This window comes from Enterococcus gallinarum NBRC 100675 (genome assembly GCF_001544275.1).
GTDB classification, from domain to species: Bacteria; Bacillota; Bacilli; order Lactobacillales; family Enterococcaceae; genus Enterococcus_D; species Enterococcus_D gallinarum.
Genome location: NZ_BCQE01000015.1, coordinates 12,768 through 33,836, shown reverse-complemented (window position 1 = coordinate 33,836; position 21,069 = coordinate 12,768). Strand labels below are relative to the sequence as shown.

The 21,069-nt window shown below is 38.7% G+C and carries 20 protein-coding genes and 1 pseudogene; 20 read left to right on the top strand and 1 reads right to left on the bottom strand.

Translation table 11 applies throughout. The features are described 5' to 3' along the window. Positions 1–7 precede the first annotated feature (7 nt). From EG2_RS09890 to EG2_RS09835, 12 genes and pseudogenes are all read left to right on the top strand, one after another. Entirely contained in the window at positions 8–451 is a 444-nt protein-coding gene (locus tag EG2_RS09890; RefSeq protein WP_060814603.1) for a GtrA family protein, read from the top strand. A gap of 75 nt (positions 452–526) precedes the next feature. Then, positions 527–1,135 carry a superoxide dismutase gene (locus EG2_RS09885; protein WP_029486977.1) on the top strand — a complete coding sequence of 203 codons (609 nt, stop codon included), beginning with the start codon at positions 527–529 and terminating at the stop codon, positions 1,133–1,135. Positions 1,136–1,401: 266 nt separating this feature from the next. Then, positions 1,402–1,602, top strand: coding sequence for a cold-shock protein (locus EG2_RS09880; protein ID WP_060814601.1), 201 nt, complete (start codon positions 1,402–1,404; stop codon positions 1,600–1,602). Positions 1,603–1,768: 166 nt separating this feature from the next. Next, positions 1,769–2,209 (top strand): annotated as a pseudogene (gene tnpA, locus EG2_RS09875) (IS200/IS605 family transposase); the annotation flags it as partial. A 514-nt stretch (positions 2,210–2,723) separates the two neighbouring features. Beyond that, complete coding sequence (locus EG2_RS09870) at positions 2,724–3,854, top strand: LCP family glycopolymer transferase (RefSeq protein WP_060814597.1); 1,131 nt, start codon at positions 2,724–2,726, stop codon at positions 3,852–3,854. A gap of 357 nt (positions 3,855–4,211) precedes the next feature. Then, a complete protein-coding gene (locus EG2_RS09865) occupies positions 4,212–6,332 on the top strand; it encodes a peptidoglycan D,D-transpeptidase FtsI family protein (protein ID WP_029486973.1) in 2,121 nt (706 codons plus the stop codon). A 304-nt stretch (positions 6,333–6,636) separates the two neighbouring features. Continuing rightward, a complete protein-coding gene (locus EG2_RS09860; protein WP_003126954.1) occupies positions 6,637–6,918 on the top strand; it encodes a hypothetical protein in 282 nt (93 codons plus the stop codon). Positions 6,919–6,921: 3 nt separating this feature from the next. Further along, the gene (locus EG2_RS09855) at positions 6,922–8,958 is read left to right on the top strand and encodes a cation:proton antiporter (RefSeq protein ID WP_029486972.1); all 2,037 of its coding nucleotides are present in this window, start codon (positions 6,922–6,924) and stop codon (positions 8,956–8,958) included. Positions 8,959–9,079: 121 nt separating this feature from the next. After that, positions 9,080–10,984, top strand: coding sequence for an ABC-F family ATP-binding cassette domain-containing protein (locus EG2_RS09850; RefSeq protein ID WP_060814595.1), 1,905 nt, complete (start codon positions 9,080–9,082; stop codon positions 10,982–10,984). A 14-nt stretch (positions 10,985–10,998) separates the two neighbouring features. After that, positions 10,999–11,946 (top strand): thymidylate synthase, encoded by a 948-nt coding sequence (locus EG2_RS09845; RefSeq protein WP_060814593.1) that lies wholly within the window; start codon positions 10,999–11,001, stop codon positions 11,944–11,946. 28 nt (positions 11,947–11,974) lie between these two features. After that, positions 11,975–12,727, top strand: a complete 753-nt coding sequence (locus tag EG2_RS09840) for a hypothetical protein (RefSeq protein ID WP_060814590.1) — start codon at positions 11,975–11,977, stop codon at positions 12,725–12,727. Positions 12,728–12,730: 3 nt separating this feature from the next. Continuing rightward, positions 12,731–13,225, top strand: a complete 495-nt coding sequence (locus tag EG2_RS09835) for a dihydrofolate reductase (RefSeq protein WP_060814587.1) — start codon at positions 12,731–12,733, stop codon at positions 13,223–13,225. A 63-nt stretch (positions 13,226–13,288) separates the two neighbouring features. Here EG2_RS09835 and trhA read toward each other — a convergent pair whose 3' ends face one another. Continuing rightward, positions 13,289–13,942 (bottom strand): PAQR family membrane homeostasis protein TrhA, encoded by a 654-nt coding sequence (trhA, locus tag EG2_RS09830; RefSeq protein ID WP_060814585.1) that lies wholly within the window; start codon positions 13,940–13,942, stop codon positions 13,289–13,291. Positions 13,943–14,068: 126 nt separating this feature from the next. Here trhA and EG2_RS09825 point away from each other — a divergent pair, with 126 nt between their 5' ends. The 8 genes from EG2_RS09825 (at position 14,069) to EG2_RS09790 (ending at position 21,069) form a co-directional block, all read left to right on the top strand. Beyond that, positions 14,069–14,911, top strand: coding sequence for a DegV family protein (locus EG2_RS09825; protein ID WP_034704768.1), 843 nt, complete (start codon positions 14,069–14,071; stop codon positions 14,909–14,911). A gap of 506 nt (positions 14,912–15,417) precedes the next feature. After that, a complete protein-coding gene (locus EG2_RS09820) occupies positions 15,418–16,347 on the top strand; it encodes an SGNH/GDSL hydrolase family protein (RefSeq protein WP_282956889.1) in 930 nt (309 codons plus the stop codon). Further along, complete coding sequence (locus tag EG2_RS09815) at positions 16,347–16,985, top strand: YpmS family protein (protein WP_029486963.1); 639 nt, start codon at positions 16,347–16,349, stop codon at positions 16,983–16,985. The genes EG2_RS09820 and EG2_RS09815 overlap by 1 nt, the downstream gene beginning before the upstream one ends. Further along, complete coding sequence (gene msrA / locus EG2_RS09810; RefSeq protein WP_060814581.1) at positions 16,985–17,506, top strand: peptide-methionine (S)-S-oxide reductase MsrA; 522 nt, start codon at positions 16,985–16,987, stop codon at positions 17,504–17,506. Before EG2_RS09815 ends, msrA begins: the two co-directional genes overlap by 1 nt. Further along, positions 17,499–17,720 carry a YozE family protein gene (locus EG2_RS09805; protein WP_003126967.1) on the top strand — a complete coding sequence of 74 codons (222 nt, stop codon included), beginning with the start codon at positions 17,499–17,501 and terminating at the stop codon, positions 17,718–17,720. Before msrA ends, EG2_RS09805 begins: the two co-directional genes overlap by 8 nt. A 75-nt stretch (positions 17,721–17,795) precedes the next feature. Further along, positions 17,796–19,217 (top strand): S41 family peptidase, encoded by a 1,422-nt coding sequence (locus tag EG2_RS09800; RefSeq protein WP_060814579.1) that lies wholly within the window; start codon positions 17,796–17,798, stop codon positions 19,215–19,217. A 26-nt stretch (positions 19,218–19,243) separates the two neighbouring features. Continuing rightward, positions 19,244–19,792 carry a signal peptidase I gene (lepB, locus tag EG2_RS09795; protein WP_003126969.1) on the top strand — a complete coding sequence of 183 codons (549 nt, stop codon included), beginning with the start codon at positions 19,244–19,246 and terminating at the stop codon, positions 19,790–19,792. A 440-nt stretch (positions 19,793–20,232) separates the two neighbouring features. Then, positions 20,233–21,069 (top strand): PRD domain-containing protein, encoded by an 837-nt coding sequence (locus tag EG2_RS09790; RefSeq protein ID WP_003126971.1) that lies wholly within the window; start codon positions 20,233–20,235, stop codon positions 21,067–21,069.

Here is a 21,069-nt window from a genome sequence, read left to right as displayed (position 1 = left end):
ATCGAGTATGGAAAGTTTAAAAAATGTGAAAAATAAACTACAAGAAAAAAAAATATGGGAGCCGTTGACGTATTTAATTTTTGGTGGATTAACTACTTTGGTCAATTTAGTTGTTTATTTTCTCTTTAGAGAAATCTTTGATTTTCATTATATGATTGCCAATGTGATCTCTTGGGCAGCTTCTGTGTTGTTCGCATTCTTCACGAATAAGATTTGGGTCTTTGAAGCAAAAAGTGAAACAAAAAAAGAATCGTGGCTTGCCTTTTGGAAGTTTCTTTTCTTTAGAGTCCTTTCGCTGGGATTGGATATGGCTTGTATGTATCTATTGATCAGTGTAGTAGGATCCGGTGATTTTATCGCTAAGCTTGTTACACAAATCGTTGTCGTCCTAGCAAACTATGTTTTCAGCAAGTTTCTGATTTTTGCACCAAAAAAAGTTGATAAAAAGTAAGCATATGTTTTGATGAACCACTTTTTATCTGATAATGTTACTTATGTAATCACTATCACTGAGGAGGAATTTTTTATGTCTTACACATTACCAGATTTACCTTATGCTTACGATGCATTAGAACCTTACATTGATGAAGAAACGATGCATTTGCATCATGACAAGCATCACAATACTTACGTCACAAATTTGAATGCAGCAATTGAAAAACATCCTGAATTAGGTGAAAAATCAGTTGAAGAATTACTTGCTGATTTTGATTCGGTTCCTGAAGACATCAAAACAGCTGTCCGTAATAACGGTGGTGGTCATGCAAATCACAGCTTTTTCTGGGAAATCTTGGCACCAAATGCTGGTGGTGAACCAACAGGAGCCATCAAAGAAGCCATCGAAGAAACATTTGGCAGCTTTGCTGATTTCAAAGAAGAATTCAAAACAGCAGCAACTGGCCGCTTTGGTTCTGGCTGGGCTTGGTTAGTCATCAAAGATGGTAAATTAGCGATCACTTCCACTGCGAACCAAGATTCACCATTAATGGATGGTCAAACGCCAGTTTTAGGTTTAGATGTTTGGGAACATGCCTACTATTTGAAATACAAAAATGTACGCCCTGATTATATCAATGCTTTCTGGAGTGTTGTTAATTGGGATAAAGTAAATGAATTTTATGCGAAAGCAAAATAATCAAATTTGAAATATTCTTTTAGCCACCTTAGCTTGAGCCAGTCTTTAGCTAAGGTTTTTTTGTGCAATCATTGATTATATGTGGAAATTGATATAATATGAATTCACTCTGGAAAATAAAACTTCACAATTTTATTTTCAGTAGCCCTTACTTTCATAGGTAAGGGTTTTTTTATTGATAAAATATTGATAACGCTTACGAATTTCGTTATAATACTTTAGAGGCGGTTGCGTCTTATTTTGACTTATTGGAGGATTCATAGAATATGGAACATGGAAAAGTAAAATGGTTCAATAATGAGAAAGGTTTTGGATTTATCACAGTTGACGGCGGGGACGATGTTTTTGTTCATTTTTCAGCGATTCAAGGGGATGGCTTCAAGTCATTAGAAGAAGGACAAGAAGTTCAATTTTCAATTGTTGAAGGTGCTCGGGGACCACAAGCTGCCGAAGTACAAAAAGTTTGATTATAAAGAATATAATTAACTGAAAGAAAATAGTTATAAGGACTTAAAAGTCATTTTCCAAAAGGAAAGTGGCTTTTTTATTGTTATTGATTTTAGTCAGTTTCGTTCGCGTAACGTACGAAACAAAAAAACGCGCGTTTCTACGCGTGGACGAAATAGCTTTAGCAATAAAAGTTTAGCACATACAAGATGGAATTGTAAGTATCACATCGTCTTCACTCCGAAGTATCGAAGAAAAGTGATTTATGGAAAATTAAGAGTAAGTATTGGTCAGATATTAAGAAAATTGTGTGAGATGAAAGACGTTGAAATCATTGAAGCTCATGCAATGCCTGACCACATTCATATGTTAATAAGAATACCGCCAAAGATTAGTATTTCTAGTTTTATGGGCTACTTAAAAGGACGAAGTGCAACCTTAATTCATGAAAAACATGCGAATTTGAAATATAAGTATGGGAATAAAAGCTTTTGGTCCAAAGGGTACTACGTGAGTACGGTTGGGTTAAATCAAAAAACAATTGAAAAATATATTCGAGAACAAGAAGCAGATGATCGAATTAGAGACAGTATAAGTAAACAAGAGTATGTAGATCCATTTAAATAGTTAAAAAGAGATAAGACTGTGAGCGGTTGGTGGTCATTTTAAAAGCCCCTTTTAAGGGGATAGCGAGTGGTGAGCCCTTCTAGGGCTGTTAAAAAGCCACCCGTTTTCACGGGTGGATATTTACTATGAGTATTTTCAATTTTTTCATCAGAAGCGAAAGAATTGATCCAAAGAAGACTGGCGGGGCAAACGAACAAAAGTTAAAGTCCCTTTTATAAAGTACACGAATGATAATGAAATTTTTGTTAAAAGTAAAAAATATTAAATATATATACTAGATCTTTCGTATTTAATTGTATAAAGAAAAAAATAGGATCTTTCTCTTTCGTGTAAGAAAAAGCAACCATTTTAAAAATTGACTAAAAAAATAATAGTTTATGTTTGTCTAATTCTGTTCATATTTCATTTATATTTCAATAACATTAAATTTGTTGTTGATAGATTTCTTACATTGCACAAGTGTCCTTTTTATGGGAAAATTTAAACGATTCTATTAGAACAATTGAGGTGCTTTATGCGAAATTATCAGAAAATAATCGTTACTATTTTATGTGTTTTGGCGCTTGGTATAATCGGATTGACCGCTTACGGTATCAATTTTTATTCTGAGGCCGAAAATACATTTAATAATATCAGTCAACCAGTTGAAAGAACAACAGCGAAAAGGGAAACTCAAGTAAGTATTGAAGACCGTGACGCATTTTCAATTCTATTACTTGGGCTTGATACTGGTGGTAAGGGAAGAACAGAACAAGGCAGATCGGATACTATCATGGTAGTTACTGTGAATCCTAAGAAAAAACAATCAACGATTGTGAGTCTAGATCGAGATATCTATACACAAATCATTGGGTACGGAACAATGGATAAATTGAATCATGCTTATGCGTTTGGTGGGGTTGAGATGTCTATGGATACCGTAGAGAATTTGCTGGATATTCCTATTGATCATTACGCAACCATAAATTTCCAAGGTCTTAGCGATTTAGTTGATGCGCTAGGTGGGTTAGAAATTGATAACAAATATCATTTTGAATTAGATGGTGTTGAATTAACACCGGGAAAATATCATTTAGATGGTGAGCAAGTCCTAGCTTATTCTAGATTCAGAAAGTATGATCCTTATACAGAAATGGGAGATCCTGAAGGAGATGTCGGACGACAAAAAAGACAACGTGAAGTTGTTACAAAAATTGTAAATAAAATTTTGAGTCTGGATGGAGTCAATAACTATCGTGACATTTTAAAAGCTGTTGAGAAGAATACAACAACGGACTTAAAATGGACCGACATGTTGGACATCGCAACCAACTATTTGCCGGCTTTTGATTCCATTAAACAAGATCAGCTTATTGGTGAGGATCAAATGATCAATGATATTTATTATCAAATCCTAGGAATGAATGATTTACTCGAAAAACAAAATTTATTGAAAGAACAATTAGACTTACCTCAAAATGATGAGCTATCAACAGGTGATAAATTTACTCAAGGCTATGTTCCTTATCAATTTTATGACGATAGTGATAATACTTCTAACGGCGATTATTATGAGGATAATGCCTCGGATGGTAACTATTCGAATGATGGGTATTCAGGTAATCAAGAATATGAGGATGATTCACTGAGTGACGATGGTTATTAATAAGCGAATAATATTTAAATAGAGTATCTTAAATTAAAGAACCTAAATGAAGTGATATGCCTCATTTAGGTTCTTTAATTTAAAGTGACTGAAAGAATGAGACTTTTCCACAGATGGAAGATAGGAAAATGTGTTTCACGGGATTAAAATTGGAAAAGATTAAGAAAGCTTAAAGTGAAGCAGATTTTTTCTCAACAAAAAAATCTTTTTGCGTAACTGTGAAACATTACAGTGGATGAGAACGAATTCTTATAATTTTCTCTAAGGATACTTGGATAATTTTGATTTCTTCTGTTTATATTGAAAATTTTTGGTAAAATAAGACGGTAAGCAGTTTGTAATGAGAGGATAGAAGAGATGAAGAATCTAAAAGATAAAGTCATTAAGAATATACGAAAAGGGCCTGAGGAGCCTAAGACAAAATCTTATCGCAAATCCCATGTTCCCTTTCGATTGAATTTTCTCTTTTTTGTGATTTTTGGTCTTTTTGTTGCGTTGATCGTGCAATTAGGTTATTTACAAATCGTGAATGGTGATAATATTGAGAAGCAATTGAAAGCTTCATCCGTGGTAGAAGTCAATGGCAGCTCTCCACGAGGAATGATTTATGATGCATCTGGCAAACCGCTTGTCAAAAATCAAGCCAATGCAGCCATTACCTTTACAAGAGGAAATAAGATGACAGCTGAAGATTTATTGAAGACTGCACAAAAATTAGCTACATTGATCGATATTCCAATCGATAAGAATCTGACAGAGCGGGATCTGAAAGATTTTTGGTTGGCAGATCCTGAAAATTTGAAGAAAGCGCAAGATCAATTAAGTTCTAAGCAAAAAGCGCTCGGGGCTTCTGAACAGTATGCGGCAACTGTCGATAAAGTAACTGATGAGGATATTGCCTTTAATGATGATCAGTTAAAAGTAGCTTCCATTTTTAAACGAATGAATAGTGCACAATCTTTAAGCACTGTTTATTTAAAAAATTCTGATGTATCTGATGAAGAACTAGCAATTGTGGCTGAGAATATGACCGAACTTCCCGGAGTTTCGACCGGCACAGACTGGACTAGAAAAATTGTTGAAGGCAGTTCATTGGCAAGTTTGATCGGAACTGTGACAACAGAAGAACAAGGGATCCCTGAAGAAAATTTGGATGAATATCTAGCAAAAGGGTATGCTCGTAATGATCGTGTAGGACGAAGTTACTTAGAGAAGCAATATGAAGAAGTCCTTCAAGGATCAAAATCAAAGTCTCAAATCACATTAGATAATAGCAATAATATTGAAAGCCAAAAAGAAATCTATGCGGGCTCTAAGGGAGATAATCTTGTACTGACGCTAGATGCCAAGTTCCAAAAAGAAGTTGATGAAATCTTACAAGATAACTTTAAATCTTTGATGGATTCAGGAGCTGCAGAATACTCGCCTGGTGTCTATGCTGTTGCGATCAATCCTAAAACTGGCGGGATTTTGGCAATGTCAGGTTATCAACATGAGGCAGAATCAAGCAAATTGCAAGAGAATGCAATCGGAACCTTCATCAATGCTTTTGTTCCAGGGTCTGTAGTCAAAGGTGGGACGTTAGCAGCTGGTTGGGAAAATGGTGTCTTGAATGGAAATGAAGTCTTATATGACCAACCAATCCGCATCGGCTCTGATGTCAAAGCTTCGATCTTTAACCCGACAGGAGCAAACAACCGTAATTTGTCAGCTGAACAAGCATTAGAAGTTTCTTCCAACTCCTACATGATGCAGGTTGCTTTACGATTGATGGGCATTGAGTATCAGCCTGGGATTTCAATTCCAACAGTTGATCGTCAAACAGAAGCCTACAGTAAGTTGCGTACAGCCTTTGCCTCTTTTGGGATGGGGACGAAAACAGGGATCGATCTTCCTGGCGAAGCAACGGGGATCAGCACACCTGTCGACAAATTAGATACGGTCAGTGATGGCGGTAAGATCCTGGACTTAGCCTTCGGACAGTTTGATACCTATACGACATTACAATTGGCTCAATATGCAGCAACTGTGGCCAATGGCGGCCAACGATTGCAGCCACATATCGTTTCGGGTATCTATGGGAATGATGAAACCGGTGGTTTAGGAAGCTTGAAATCAGCGGTAGAACCTACCGTTTTGAACGAAGTTGGTTTAACTACTGATCAGATGAAAATCATCCAAAATGGATTTTATGATGCCGTTCACGGAACAGATGCTTGGGCTACAGCAACAGGACTAGCTTCTGCTAAAATGGAACTTTCTGCGAAAACGGGTACTGCGGAGACGCCGATTGTCGATGAAAATGGCAAAACCATCAATCTGGTCAACTTAAATATTGTTGCTTATGGACCAAGTGATGATGCAGATGTAGCAGTTGCAGTGGTTTTACCACAGGTTAAATCTTCAACTACTTCGCATCCAAACGTAAAAATCGTGAAAGAAATCATGGATGCTTACTATGATTTATATATGAAATAAGCAAGGCATAATCGTTGAATGAGTAAGAGGGTGTTGATGAACGGTTCGTTCGCTGATGATTTTCCAAATCAGTGAAGGACGGTTCATCAACTTTTTTATAGCAAAATACTTTCTATCGGAATTATTAAGAGATTATCAATAATTCGGAGAGAAACCTCTTTTTTAGTAAGTGGGTCTTGCTATTTTTGGTTGAATGGCATAGAATACTCTCGGTCAACAAGAAATGAAAAAGTAGGATTGGTTTCAATCATTTTTCATTTTAACTGACTTCTATTATAATTGACTAGAATTGCAGGGGGCTATCATGACGAAGCAATGTTTAACGAAACAAGAATTGATGGAACGCCTAGGGGAGTTCTCACCAGCAGAAAAAAAAGAAATCCGCGAATATTTGCAACGGAAGAATCCATTGCTGTTTCGCAAATTTGAACGCATGAAACATGAATTATTTCGTCTAGAATCAAGACGGATTCAATGTGAAATCGAAAAAAATGAAAAGGAGTTGAATCAGCTCGATCATAAGATTCTCATGAAAAAAGAACATTTTCTTGAGTTATTAATCGCAATTCGAAAGAAAAGAGGATAATGGATGGAATTTATTGAACTTATCATCATCATCGCGATCCTCGTGACCTTTTCAAATATTGTCAGCAAAATACTGCCATCAGTACCGATTTTCTTCATTCAGATTATCTTAGGCATTCTGCTAGGATTGACTGAAATGGGACAAGAAATCGCATTTGAACCAGAGATGTTTCTAGTGATGATCATTGGACCGCTATTGTTTCGAGAAGGAGAACGAGCCGATGTTCCGGAAATCTTGAAGAACAGTAAGATCGTTTTGTTTCTGGCCTTTGGTGGTGTTTTGCTGACATTATTTGCAGTGGGAACGACACTGCATTGGCTGATGCCGTCGATTCCTTTGGCTGCTTGCTATGCTTTTGGCGCTGCCTTAGGACCAACAGATGCGGTAGCCGTCTCATCTTTAGCGAAACGCCTAAAAATTTCCAAGAACATCATGCATATTTTAGAAGGCGAAGGTCTTTTGAATGATGCTTCCGGGGTAACAGCGCTCCAATTTGCTATCGTTGCTTTAGTCACTGGTAGCTTTTCTGTTATGGGGGCTGGCTTTCAGTTGCTTTTTTCGAGTATTGGCGGCGGCTTGATTGGTTACTTGATCGTTTGGTTAAAACGGCGGATCATTCGCTTTATTGAAAAAATATCTGCCCAAGATGTCACTGTTTATCTGTTGATCGAACTACTATTGCCTTTTGCAGCCTACTTGATTGCAGAAATGGTTGGAGTATCTGGTATCATTGCGGCAGTTGTTGCCGGTGTAGCGCAAGCACAAAGAAGACGACGAGTCTCTTTGTTCGATGCGGAACTAGCCAATATCTCTGAAAGTACGTGGTCAACAATTGTATTTACGTTGAACGCCCTTGTTTTTTTATTTTTAGGGATTGAACTTTCGCAAGTATTTTCACCCATTTGGGAAAGCAACTCTTATGCGAATGGTCATTTAGTCTTGACCATCGTAGTAGTAACACTCGTTATCTTCTTCATTCGTTTCTTATTCCTTCTTTTTTATTATCAGTTTTTACAATCAAAAAAAATCGTGGACTTGAAGCAAGTAGCTTTGTTGACCTTTGGAGGGGTCAAAGGAACGGTCAGCTTAGCGGCAATTTTTATCTTACCTGTAACGATCAACGGTGACCAATTTGAAGCTCGCAGTTTGCTCTTATTTTTGACGGCTTGTGTCATCTTAGCAACTTTAGTGATCAGTGTACTTGTCTTGCCCTATTTGGCAGATGGTGAAGCTGCCGAATCTGTTGATTTCAATCAGTTGCTGATTTTAGAAGAAGTCATCCAGATCTTGGAAGAAGAAGAGAAAGAAACTACGGATGCCAAAGAGCGCCTAGCGACAGATGCAGTAATCAATACTTATGAAAATCGACGCTGGGAGTTGTATCGCAATAGTTTAACTGATTCTGAAAAGCAAGAGATACAGGAAATTCAAGGATTGATTCTATCCATTGAACAAGATGGTTTGGATGAAGCCTACCGAAAAGGTGAGGTTAGCTCCAATGGGTATCGCTTTTATTCCCGGTTCATTTCGCAGCAGCAGCATTCGTTAGCAAAACAGTTCTTGTCTTTTTTCAGTTTTTGGCTTTTGATCATTCAACGTTTTGTACGGATCATTTTTCATCCCAAGCTGTTTTGGCAGCGCCAGCAGCAGCTGAAGGATGCATTGAAACAAAGAGATATTTCAGAAGTACAAAAAATCTATATCAAAAACAGTGATTATATTTTTCATAGTTTAAGCAACTTAGAAGATGTCTACGATTCATCTTTGATCAACTTCTTTATACGTCAACGGGAAATGAGCTTAAAGCGTTTTGAGCATAATAACTTCATTGAGACCATCATGATTGAACAAGAACCGATTTTTGTCAAAAAAGTTTTACGGGGCTATTATTTAGAACGAAAAACGATCGATGAATATGAGGTAGCCGAAAAAATTCCAACGATCTCTGCAAACGAATATCGACGCAACGTAAATCTCTTGGAATCTTATGCGATGGCTCGCGCAGATGAACAGCCGAAACAGCGAATGTTTCGTAGATAAAACAACAACTTCTTCGTCTCAAGGTTGAGATGGAGCGGTTGTTTTTTTCTTTTTTCTTAAAGACCCTGTCATGCTTATGTGGTACAATGGGCGAAGAAAAATAGATCTCAGGAGGGATTCTGTGAAAGAATTAAAAGTAAGTGAGCTTACAAAAACTTACGGCGATAAAACATTATTTGATCAGCTTTCTTTTCTGATACATGAGAAAGACCGGATTGGCTTGATTGGTGTCAATGGGACAGGCAAATCAAGTTTACTGACGATCTTGGCTGGAATTGAAGCCGGAGATGGCGACCGTCCCTCTGTTTTTAAACCACAAGATTATCGAATCGGCTTTTTGGCGCAAGAAAGTCAATTAAAAGAAGAATTATCGGTTGTTGATGCGGTCTTCCAAGGAACAAGTCCATTAATCAAAACCGTTCGTGACTATGAGAAAGCTTTGATTCAGCTGGAACAAAATGGCTCAGATCCTACAGTGCAAGCTGCCTACAGCAGAGCAGAAGAAGCTATGAATAAAACAGATGCTTGGAATACGGATACAACGGCAAAAATTATTTTGCAGAAATTAGGGATTTCAGATTTAAAACAACCAGTCAACGAACTTTCAGGTGGGCAAAAAAAACGGGTGGGGTTAGCGCAAGTGTTGATCGATGAACCGGATTTACTATTGTTGGATGAACCGACGAACCATCTTGACTATGAAGCTATCCAATGGCTAGAAGGCTATTTGAAAAACTATCGCGGCGCACTGATGATGGTCACTCATGATCGCTATTTTCTTGACCGGGTAGCCAATCGTGTTTTTGAACTCTCTTTTGGTAAACTTTATGAATATCAAGGAAATTATGAAGACTATTTATTAGCCAGAGCAGAAAGAGAACGTATTGAAGAAACCCAAGAAGAGAAACGGCAACAGTTATATAAACACGAGCTGGCATGGATTCGGACAGGCGCCAAAGCGAGAACTACTAAGCAACAAGCGCGAATCGATCGTTTCGACGATTTGAAAGAGAATATGAACCAAGTCAAGCGGAATGGAGAAGTGCAGATTGATGTTGCGACCTCACGTTTAGGTAAACAAGTGCTGGAAATCAAAGAAGGTAGTTATGCAATTGAAGGCAAACCAATTCTATCTCAATTTGATTTATTGATTCAGTCGCGAGAACGTTTAGGCATTACTGGTGAGAATGGTGCAGGTAAATCAACCTTGCTGAATGTGTTGGCGGGACGTCTCTCATTAGATTCAGGAACACGGATTATTGGCTCAACCGTCAAATTAGCTTATTATACGCAAACCAATGAGACGATGGATCCGGAACAGCGGATGATTGCTTATTTACAAGAGGCAGCAGAAGAAGTAGAAAAAACAGATGGTGCCCATGTCAGTGTAGCGGAAATGCTGGAACAATTTTTGTTCCCCCGTTTCATGCATGGAACAAAGATCGGTAAATTATCTGGTGGTGAAAAACGCCGCCTATTCTTATTGAAATTATTGATTGGTCAACCAAATGTTCTATTGTTGGATGAGCCAACGAATGATTTGGATATTGATACATTGACTGTTTTGGAGAACTATCTTGAATCATTTCCTGGTGCCGTAATTACAGTTTCTCATGACCGTTACTTTTTAGATAAAGTTGCTGAAAAATTACTTATTTTTGAAGGCAATGCGCAAATTGTTCGCTTCTATGGTTCGATAAACGAATATTTACAAAAGACAGCAACGAAACAGGGGGCAAAGAAAACGGCAGCCTCACAATCTGACAAAGAGCTACAAAGTAAACCTGTTTCCGAAAAGCCAGTCAAAAAGAAACTAAGCTACATGGAACAAAAAGAATGGGCAACGATCGAAGATGAGATTGCTCTATTAGAAGAACGAGTCGACGCACTAACTGAAGCAATGAATCAGCAGGGGGATGACTTTACGAAATTACAGCAGCTCCAAGTAGAAGTTACAGAAACAGAACAATTGTTAGAAGAAAAAATGACACGTTGGGAATATTTAAGCGAGTTTTCAGACGACTAATAAGGAGGCCCATTATGGAACAAGCATATCTTGATTTAGGGAAAAAAATTTTAGAAACGGGAAATGTCAAAGGGGATCGCACAGGGACTGGAACCAAAAGTATTTTTGGTCATCAAATGCGTTTTGACCTGTCTCAAGGATTTCCATTATTGACAACCAAGCGTGTACCTTTTGGTCTGATCAAAAGCGAGTTACTCTGGTTTCTTAAAGGAGATACCAATATTCGATTCTTACTGCAACATAAGAATCATATTTGGGATGAATGGGCTTTTGAGCGGTATATTAAAAGTGAGGATTATACAGGTCCTGATATGACTGATTTTGGGCGTCGTTCATTAATTGATGAAGAATTCAATGCCAGCTATCAAGAGGAACTGCAAAAATTTTGCGAGCGTATTTTAAATGACGAAGCATTTGCAGAAAAATTTGGTGATCTAGGCCATGTTTACGGTTATCAATGGCGTCATTGGGAAACTACTAAAGGCGAATTTATTGATCAGATCAAAGAAGTGATTGAAATGATCAAAACAACGCCAGATTCTCGGCGCTTGATCGTTTCCGCATGGAATCCAGAAGATGTTCCGACGATGGCTCTGCCTCCTTGCCATACCATGTTTCAGTTTTATGTTCATGAAGGTCGACTAAGTTGTCAGCTTTATCAACGAAGTGCCGATGTTTTTTTGGGGGTGCCTTTCAATATTGCTAGCTATGCGTTATTGACTCACTTGATCGCTCACGAGACAGGACTTCAAGTCGGCGAATTTATCCATACTTTAGGGGATGCCCATCTCTATAGCAATCATATGGAACAAATGAAAGAGCAGCTTTCCCGAACAATTCGTTCTGCACCTACGTTACACTTAAATCCTGAGAAACAATCGATTTTTGACTTTGAGATGGAAGATATCACGATTGAAGGCTACGATCCGCATCCCACGATCAAGGCACCGATCGCTGTCTAACTTATTACAGTTGGGAGTGAGAAGATAGATGACAAACGATTTACAGCGGGGAATCGTCGCAACGCTGCATATTACGTCAAAAGATACCATTTCATTATCAGATGTAGAAAAAACAATTACGATCCTTCGTTCTTATTTTTCGCAAGTCATTTTAGCAGTTTCTGAAGTAACGAGACCTGAAATCAAGCGGTATTTATGGCAGCTGCCGCCGCAGATCTATCTCTTTGAATTGCCAGCAGTCGGTGCTGGTCCAGCACGTCGACAAGCTGTGGCACGCGCTGGAAAGGCATTTCCGCAACTTGCTTCCTTTCAATTATGTGATTTTGATCGTTTGATCACTTGGTGTGAGGAATACCCAGATGAACTGGCAGCTTTGAGCTGTCAGCCATTTCCTACGAATACTTTCTGTATATTAGGGCGTACAAAGAAAGCCTTCCTAAGCCATCCAACTGCTTGGCAGCGGACGGAAAAGCTGGTCAATGAAATTGCAGCGGAAGTTTTTCATATCAAGGGTCTTGATATTACCGCCGGCAGTGTCTTGTTTTCTGCGGAATTGATTCCTTTACTAGTATCCGCAGATTCTTCAAGATGGACGGATGGCGAATGGCCAACCAAAGTGAAGCATCATGGAGGGCATATTTTTTATCAAGCGTGCGAAGGCTTATGTTATAAAGAAAGGAATACCGATCATCTGCAAGCACAGCCTGCTTATCAATTAATGAGAAGACTGCAGATTGCAGCTGCTATTGCAGATTCACTTTATCTAGAAAGGGAGTTTTGAAACATGTTGATTGCACTTTGGGCACAAGATAAAAATGGTTTGATTGGAGAAAACGGCACATTGCCATGGCATTTGCCAAACGATCTGAAATTCTTTAAAGAACAAACTACTGGAAATTCGCTCATTATGGGGCGAAAAACTTTTGAGGGCATGAAGAAAAAAGCATTGCCAAATCGAACAACAATCGTTTTGACCAGTGACACAGCATATGAAGCAGAAGGCGTATTAGTCATGCATGATCGACAAGAAGTCTTGGATTATACTGCACAGCAAGACCATCCTGTGTTTCTAACTGGGGGTTCTGGAGTTTTCGAATCGATGATCGAAGATTGCGATCAGTTGTATCGGACAGTAATCGACGAGACATTTATCGGGGATGTCTATTTTCCTGAGATCGATTGGTCAAACTGGCATTTGGATAAAGTTATAGAAGGCGTAGTGGATGAAAAGAACATCTATCCGCACCGGTTTGAGTTTTATAGTAAACAGAAAAAATAAATAAGACAGCTGTTACAACATATGGTTGTAGCAGCTGTCTTATTTAAGTAAAAGTGAGTTGGATCATGTAAACCAAAGAACGGAAAAATACATTAGTCCAGCTCCGAGCATAACAAACAAATGCCAGATCACATGCATGAAGCGTACAGATTTGATACTGTAGAATAATGCGCCGACGGTATAAGAGACACCACCGCTTGCTAACAGAAAGGTACCCCAAAAACCTAGTGAAGCAATCAATGGTTTAAATGCAATCACGCAGAGCCAGCCCATAATAATATAAATTAGTGTGGATATTTTTGAAACCGTCTCTTTTTTATGCAGTGTGAGTGACTTATAAACGATCCCGCTGATGGCTAATAACCAAATCAAAATGAAAAGTGTCCAGCCCAACCAACCTTGAATACTCAACAAGCAAAACGGCGTATAACTGCCTGCGATCAATAAAAAAATCGAGGCGTGATCAAAGACTTGGAAAACTTTTTTTGCTCGTGTGAACATCAAACTATGGAAGAGCGTAGAGAATAAGAACAACAAAATCATCATAGAGCCATAAATTGCATAGGAAACGATGTGAAGAGGGGAATCTAATCGAGCCCCTTTAATCAAAAGAATAACGAGTCCAGCTATACTTAATCCAAATCCGATACCATGGGTCACCGCATTGAGTACCTCATTCAGAATCAAGTAGCGTCGTGTAAATTTCATATGATCCATCAAGCACCTTCCCTTCGAATTTAAATAAGATGAAAAAATTTTTTCTCTCTGTTATACTGATTATAAATGGTCTATGGTTATTTTACCACGAAAAGAGACTTGATTTAAAGAGAGAGTGAATGTATGATGGCAAAGCTTAAAGTTGTAACGGATTCCTCCTGTACGATGGAGCCAACCGTTCGAGACCAATTGAATATCCATGTAGTTCCGTTATCTGTAATGATCGATGGGATGGTTTATCCAGATGATGATTCATTGCCCGGAGAACGTTTCATGCAAATGATGGCACAAGCAAAAGAACTTCCAAAAACGAGCCAACCACCGATTGGTCATTTTGTGGAACTGTTCGATGAATTAGGAAAAGATGGTAGTGACGTTTTATCGATACATATGACAAAGGGTCTGAGTGGAACTGTCGAAGCTGCCAGACAAGCAAGTAATTTGTCGAAAGCAAATGTGACAGTGATCGATAGTGATACGACAGACCAAGCATTGTCGTTCCAAGTGATTCGGGCAGCTCAATTAGCACAAGAAGGCAAGACATTAGCTGAAGTTTTGCCGGAAGTTGACAAAGTTCGAGAAAATACCAAATTATTTATTGGTGTCTCTACATTAGAGAATCTGGTAAAAGGCGGTCGAATCAGTCGTGCCAAAGGGTTGTTATCCAGTTTATTAAATATGAAAGTGATTATGGATTTCGACCATTCAGAATTGATTCCAATCGTAAAAGGACGCGGTGTAAAAACATTTAATAAGTGGTTTGAAGAATTGAAAGACGAATTGAAACGCATGCCGAATGTGAAACAAATAGGGATCTCTCATGCAGAGGGGTTAGAGATCACAGAACAATTCAAAAAAGAATTGCAACAACTCTTCCCAGAAATGAACATTCCATTACTTCATACCACCCCAATCATCGCTACCCATACCGGCAAAGGCGCATTCGCCATTACGTATTACACCGAATAATTTTAATCACAGTATCCAAGCGATTCGTACTCACGAATCGCTTTTTGCTGCAAATCACAATGATTGGCTTGCGAAGCAAGACAGAATTGATGATGAGCAACACTAGGCGAGCCAAGCGAGCGTAGTAACTTTGAAAAGAATCACTGCGACTGGCACACGAAGAGTGACAGAGCAGATGGTGAGCAACGGCGAGCCAAGCGAGCGTAGTAACTTTGAAAAGAATCACAATGATTGGGCACACGAAGAACGACATTTAAATTCTTTTTAATGTAAGTTTAGAAGCAACTGCAGGCGAAACAATGAGTACAATGTGTAACCGAGCAGTTGATGAAGCGGGACTCAAATCAAGCAGATGGGTGAAAATTGCTTCATACTCCACTGCTCTTCGTTGATTGAGTTTCTCGTCAATCAAAACATTTCGACTATGAATTTCATGAGAATTTTGATAAAATAGCTTAGATTATAGGTTAGGAGATTGAAGATCCGTGAAGTGGAAAAAAGTAGCAATTTATCTCTCAGTTGTATTGATCGTAGCTTTAGGTACTGGAATGCTCGGTCATTTTTTGATTCCAAAAGCGCAACCATTGCTCACGCCAGTTGCGAGAACGGCAGAAGAGGGAAAGACCAAAAATGTGATCAATTACATGGCCTTAGGCGATTCGCTGACTGAAGGAGTCGGTGATGAGACGCAACAAGGAGGATTTGTGCCCATCGTTGCAGCCGATTTGCAAGATCGGTATCATTTAGCAAATGTTGTGACGACGAACTATGGAATTGCTGGAGAGCGCAGCGATCAAATCCTGAAACGAGTGAACAAAGACAAAGAATTGCGCAGTGATCTAAAGAAGGCTGACTTGATTACATTGACCGTCGGCGGGAATGATGTATTAAAAGTGATTCAAACTAATTTTTTTGGTTTGAGTGTCGATTCTTTTACCAAACCAATGGCCGACTATCAAGAACGATTAGTAGAGATGTTTGAGCAGATTCGTCAACTGAATGAAACAGCACCCATTTATGTGTTAGGGATATATAATCCTTTTTATTTAAATTTTCCAGAAATTACTGATATGCAAACGATTATTGATAATTGGAACAAAGCAACAGAAACATTTGTCAAACAACAGCACAATGCTTATTTTATCCCAATCAATGATTTGCTGTACCAGGGGCTAAGTGACGAAGTAGGGATCGCAGATACGGATTCTTCTGAAGCAGGCGCTGCAGGATCAGCAGAAACTTCGGATACCACAACTTCCACCACCAATGGTATGACCGGTACTTCAGAAACTGGGGGAACAAAAGTTACCAACAATGTACTGTACGATGGGGATCGTTTCCATCCAAACAATCTAGGGTATCAGCTAATGGCGAATGCTGTTCGTGATGAACTAATCAAAACCCAAAATGTTTGGCTGATGAAGGAGGCAAAATAATGAAACAAGAAACTAACGATGTGGATAAAAAAAGTCCAATCAAAAAAATGAATTACTGGAAAATTGCTTTTCTAGTTTTAGTAGGCATTCTGCTGGGAACAACTGTCTTTTTTGCTTCACGGGTGTTTCAACAACGTGAATCTGGGATCTCAGAAAGTGCAGAATTAGTCAAACGGGACGGTAATCCTGTTTTGACCATCAACAGTAACAAGAGTCAAGTCAATCAATTGATCGATTTCTATTTAACTGATTTCCAGAAAGACCAAGAAGTAAAATACAATTTCGAGTTGAGAAATGAGGCACTATTGACAGGCCAATTTACAGTGCTGAACTTTCCAATCACGTTTTACTTATACTTTGATCCTTATGTCACCGAAGAAGGCAATGTTCAGTTAAAAGCCAAAAGTTTATCAATTGGTACTTTAGATCTGCCAACCAGTGAAGTGTTAAAAATGATCAAGCGCAGCTTCAAGTTTCCAGAGTGGATCGAGGTCAATGCGGATGAACAAATCATTTTGATTCGCTTGGATCAATTCCGCATGCAAAACGGCTTGTTTATCAAAGCGAATAAAATCAATCTAGTAGATGATGAGATCCAAATGAGTCTCTATCTGCCAGCGGAAACGGAGGACAAATAATGGAACGAGCAATTTTTGCGGGAGGGTGTTTCTGGTGTATGATTCAGCCATTTGATGAGTTAGAAGGAGTACAATCCATCTTTTCTGGTTATACTGCTGGGCATACTGTTGATCCAACATACGAGGAAGTGAAAAGTCATACAACCGGTCATACAGAGGCTGTTGAGATCATTTTTGATCCAGAAAAAATCAGTTTCGAGGAATTATTGACTATTTATTGGCAACAGACGGATCCCACGGATGCTTTTGGGCAGTTTGAAGATCGAGGAGACAATTATCGACCAGTCATTTTCTATTTCAATGAAGAACAAAAACAAAAAGCAGAAGCAAGCAAAGCCGCTTTGCAAGCATCGGGTCGCTTTAATGATCCAATCGTAACGAGTATCGAACCTGCACAACCTTTTTATTTGGCAGAGGAAGAACATCAAGAATACTACAAAAAGCATCCTGAAAATTTTGCTCGCAATCATGCGAGACGAGCAGCTTTTCTTGAGGATCACTGGGAGAATACGCATGCGTAAAAGTTTTTATACTTATTTAATGGCCATCAAAGGGCCTAGTCATACTGATGAGGCACAGATCTTTGCGACACATGCAAGTCATGATATTCAATTCCCAAAACATACCGACGATTATGATGAAGTTTCTTCTTATTTAGAATTGAACGTCGATTATTTGCCTTCTATGGATATTTTTGATCGTATTTGGGAACAGTATGTGGAGGATAATAAATAAAAGAGAGTGGAGTGGAAACTTCCTCTCTTTTTACACTAGAGGCTAAAAAATTAATGGACAGAAAGGTGTCTTTCTATGAAAAATGTTTCTTTTCACCGTTATGTGATCTCACTGATTTGTGTCGCGATCCTCTCGGGAGGCGGTGTCTACATTTGGCAAAAAAGTACGGCTGCAACACAATACCCACAGAATCAGCCCACAGTGCCGACATCAAACGAACTGGAAAAAGTTCAAACGCTTTTTGACCAAATTCGTGCCAATTATTACCAAGAAGTAGATGAAGATGTCTTGGTCGAAGGGGCATTAAAAGGAATGACCGATGCATTAGGTGATCCTTATACAACGTATCTTAGTGAATCAGCAGCCAATGAATTGGATCAGTCTTTATCAAGCAGTTTTGAAGGAATTGGCGCCACCCTTACCCTTGTCAACGACTATCCAGAAGTGGCACAAGCCCCTATCAAGAACTCTCCAGCTGAGAAAAACGGCTTACGTCTAAACGATCGTATTTTGAAAGTGGATGGGAAAGAAACGAAAGGCCTGTCATTAACAGAGGTCGTAAACAACATTCGTGGCAAAAAAGGGACCACAGTCAAGTTGACGATCCAACGGGAAAAAGAGACCTTTGACGTATCGATTACACGAGATACGATTCCAGTAGAAACTGTTCATACAGACCTTGATAGTGAGAAAGAAATCGGGAAAATCGAAATTACGACTTTTGGTGAAAGTACTGCCTCCGAATTAAAAGAAGGAATTGAGTCACTGAGAAAGAAAGGAGCAAAATCATTTATTCTGGATGTCCGGCAAAATCCTGGTGGACTTTTAGATCAAGTACAGATCATGGCTAGCATGTTTTTAGAAGATGGAAAAACTATCGTTAAGTTCGCAGATGATAGTGGCGTCATAAGTGAAACAAAGGCAAGTGCTGCTCTTGATGAAGGATTCAAAGTCACAGAACCGGTTGTCGTTTTAGTTGATGGCGGCAGTGCATCGGCCGCAGAAATTTTTGCAGCTGCGTTGCAAGAATCCGCAGATATACCAGTTGTCGGTACAGAAACCTTTGGCAAAGGAACTGTACAAAATGTAAAAGAATTAGGAGACAATAGTGAGTTAAAGATGACGGTCATGAAGTGGCTGACGCCAAATGAAGAATGGGTCAATGAGCAAGGCGTAATGCCAGATCATCAAGCAGATTTTCCTGAGTATGCCTATTTAGCTCCATTACCAAGAGACAAAGAATTGCAAGAAGGGCAAAGCTCAGAAGCAGTTGATCGGTTGAATCAGTTTCTTTCTGCACTAGGTTATCGGACCACCGGAGATACATTTGGGCAAACCACCGTATCAGCCGTTCAAGCCGTGCAGCAAAAAGCTGAGTTGGAAGTGACAGGGAAAGTGAATGCAGAAACAGCACAAGCAATTGAGAAAGCTGTGACGGATCAATTAAAACAAGAAGATCATGCTTATTTGAAAGCTGTCGAGTTATTATCAAAGTAGTACCAAAGTAAAAGAGGAGGGACATCATGCAGCGAAGAAAAATCTGGATCGATCGCTTTTGGTTCATCATTAAATACGCGATTATTGCATTGGCATCTGCATTCCTGATTCGTGCATTCTTGCTGATCCCTGTACCGGTGGGCGGAAATTCAATGGAAGGTACCTTAAGACAAGGTGATATGGTTTTGATTGAGAAAATCTCACCCATCAAGCGATTTGATGTCGTCGTTTTTCAAATGCCGGATGGTTCCACCTACATTAAGCGAGTGATTGGATTGCCGGGTGAATCCATTCGTTACGAAAATGATCAACTATATGTTAATGATCAGCCGGTAGATGAGAATTTCCTAGTGAAAAATCGAAAGAATGATCACGAAAATGTCTCTTATACAAATGACTTTGATCTACAGTCATTGTTGGGCGTTGAAAAGCTGGGGAAAGACAGCTATTTCGTGATAGGTGACAATCGTCGTGCCTCTAAAGACAGTCGATCATTTGGTGCGATTTCTGGAGATGCGATTTTAGGAAATGCCCGTTTTGTTTATTACCCACTAACCCATATGCGCTTTATATAATGAAAACAAAAACATCATTTATTCATATTTTTGCGTAGGTATCGCTACTTTCAAAAAATATGAGTAGATGATGTTTTTAATAGCAGCTAGTATTTTCTGCAGAAATCAATGTTGTTGGATCCTCTACTTGATAATAAAATGCTGTTGTTGTGTCATGTCCTTTACATAATTATTTAACACTTACTATGTTGTTTTTAGTTATTCTATTGAAACGAACAAGCAAGAAATAATTTTATAAGTAAGCGTTGACAGTGCCATTTTAAGCTGATATACTTTGGCTGTAAGTTAGAAAAAGGAACGAGAAATAGCGCCGCAGCTGTTTCTTGAGTTATGTTACTGAGACGATCAGGCAGAACTCAGAATATATATCAAGTATACTTTCTGTTGTAAAGTTTATTTGATATTTATTCTGAGTTCTTTTTTCTGGAAAGGAGAAACGAATGAAAGTTAAAAAGATTATCAATAATAATGTTGCCTTAGTGGATAGAGGAGGGCATGAGTCGATCATCTACTTAACAGGAGTCGCATTCAAGAAAAAAGTTGGCCAACATATTTCTGACTCTGAAGTAGAGAAGACCTTTGTCTTAGATAGCCAAGATCGATTAGAGCATTTTAGCTACCTCTTATCTCGCGCCGATGATCAATTGATCCTGCTTGTAAACGAGCTCGTACAATATGGAGAAAAAGAAATCGGCAAAAGTGCCAATGATTATCTTTATTTAGCTTTGTTAGATCATTTATCCTTTGCATTGAAACGGGCAAAAAAAGATCAATATTTGAGGAGTCCATTGACTTGGGAGGTAAAAAAATTCTATCCCAGTTATTACAAAATTGGGTTAGAAGCATTGGAAAGGATCAATCAAACCTTTCAAGTCGATTTTCCTGAAGATGAAGCCGTTGCCATTGCCTTACATTTTGTTAACTTGCAGGAAACGAAAGCAAAGTTTGATGAACAATTAGCTGATATGGAAACGTTGCGGGATATGCTGAATATTATCAAATATCATTTTACGATTACTTTAGATGAAAACAGCATGAATTATATGCGCCTTGTGACCCATCTCCAGTATTTCATCGAACGATTGCGGAACAACCAGACCTATTCCGACAATGAGTCTCAACTTTATAAACAAGTGAAAGCAATGTATCCGGAAGCATTTGCCGCGGTTGAAAAAATTGAGATCTATGTCAAAGGAAAGTTCAACAGTTACCTGACACAAGAAGAGTATACCTACTTAATGATCCATATCAATCGTGTAACAGAAAGAGGAGAATGA

Bases quoted from the DNA above. Each gene is read 5' to 3' on its own strand.
- EG2_RS09890 (WP_060814603.1), top strand. From the start codon at position 8: ATGGAAAGTTTAAAAAATGTGAAAAATAAACTACAAGAAAAAAAAATA.
- EG2_RS09885 (WP_029486977.1), top strand. From the start codon at position 527: ATGTCTTACACATTACCAGATTTACCTTATGCTTACGATGCATTAGAA.
- EG2_RS09880 (WP_060814601.1), top strand. From the start codon at position 1,402: ATGGAACATGGAAAAGTAAAATGGTTCAATAATGAGAAAGGTTTTGGA.
- EG2_RS09870 (WP_060814597.1), top strand. From the start codon at position 2,724: ATGCGAAATTATCAGAAAATAATCGTTACTATTTTATGTGTTTTGGCG.
- EG2_RS09865 (WP_029486973.1), top strand. From the start codon at position 4,212: ATGAAGAATCTAAAAGATAAAGTCATTAAGAATATACGAAAAGGGCCT.
- EG2_RS09860 (WP_003126954.1), top strand. From the start codon at position 6,637: ATGACGAAGCAATGTTTAACGAAACAAGAATTGATGGAACGCCTAGGG.
- EG2_RS09855 (WP_029486972.1), top strand. From the start codon at position 6,922: ATGGAATTTATTGAACTTATCATCATCATCGCGATCCTCGTGACCTTT.
- EG2_RS09845 (WP_060814593.1), top strand. From the start codon at position 10,999: ATGGAACAAGCATATCTTGATTTAGGGAAAAAAATTTTAGAAACGGGA.
- EG2_RS09840 (WP_060814590.1), top strand. From the start codon at position 11,975: ATGACAAACGATTTACAGCGGGGAATCGTCGCAACGCTGCATATTACG.
- EG2_RS09835 (WP_060814587.1), top strand. From the start codon at position 12,731: ATGTTGATTGCACTTTGGGCACAAGATAAAAATGGTTTGATTGGAGAA.
- trhA (WP_060814585.1), bottom strand. From the start codon at position 13,942: ATGGATCATATGAAATTTACACGACGCTACTTGATTCTGAATGAGGTA.
- EG2_RS09825 (WP_034704768.1), top strand. From the start codon at position 14,069: ATGGCAAAGCTTAAAGTTGTAACGGATTCCTCCTGTACGATGGAGCCA.
- EG2_RS09815 (WP_029486963.1), top strand. From the start codon at position 16,347: ATGAAACAAGAAACTAACGATGTGGATAAAAAAAGTCCAATCAAAAAA.
- msrA (WP_060814581.1), top strand. From the start codon at position 16,985: ATGGAACGAGCAATTTTTGCGGGAGGGTGTTTCTGGTGTATGATTCAG.
- EG2_RS09805 (WP_003126967.1), top strand. From the start codon at position 17,499: ATGCGTAAAAGTTTTTATACTTATTTAATGGCCATCAAAGGGCCTAGT.
- EG2_RS09800 (WP_060814579.1), top strand. From the start codon at position 17,796: ATGAAAAATGTTTCTTTTCACCGTTATGTGATCTCACTGATTTGTGTC.
- lepB (WP_003126969.1), top strand. From the start codon at position 19,244: ATGCAGCGAAGAAAAATCTGGATCGATCGCTTTTGGTTCATCATTAAA.
- EG2_RS09790 (WP_003126971.1), top strand. From the start codon at position 20,233: ATGAAAGTTAAAAAGATTATCAATAATAATGTTGCCTTAGTGGATAGA.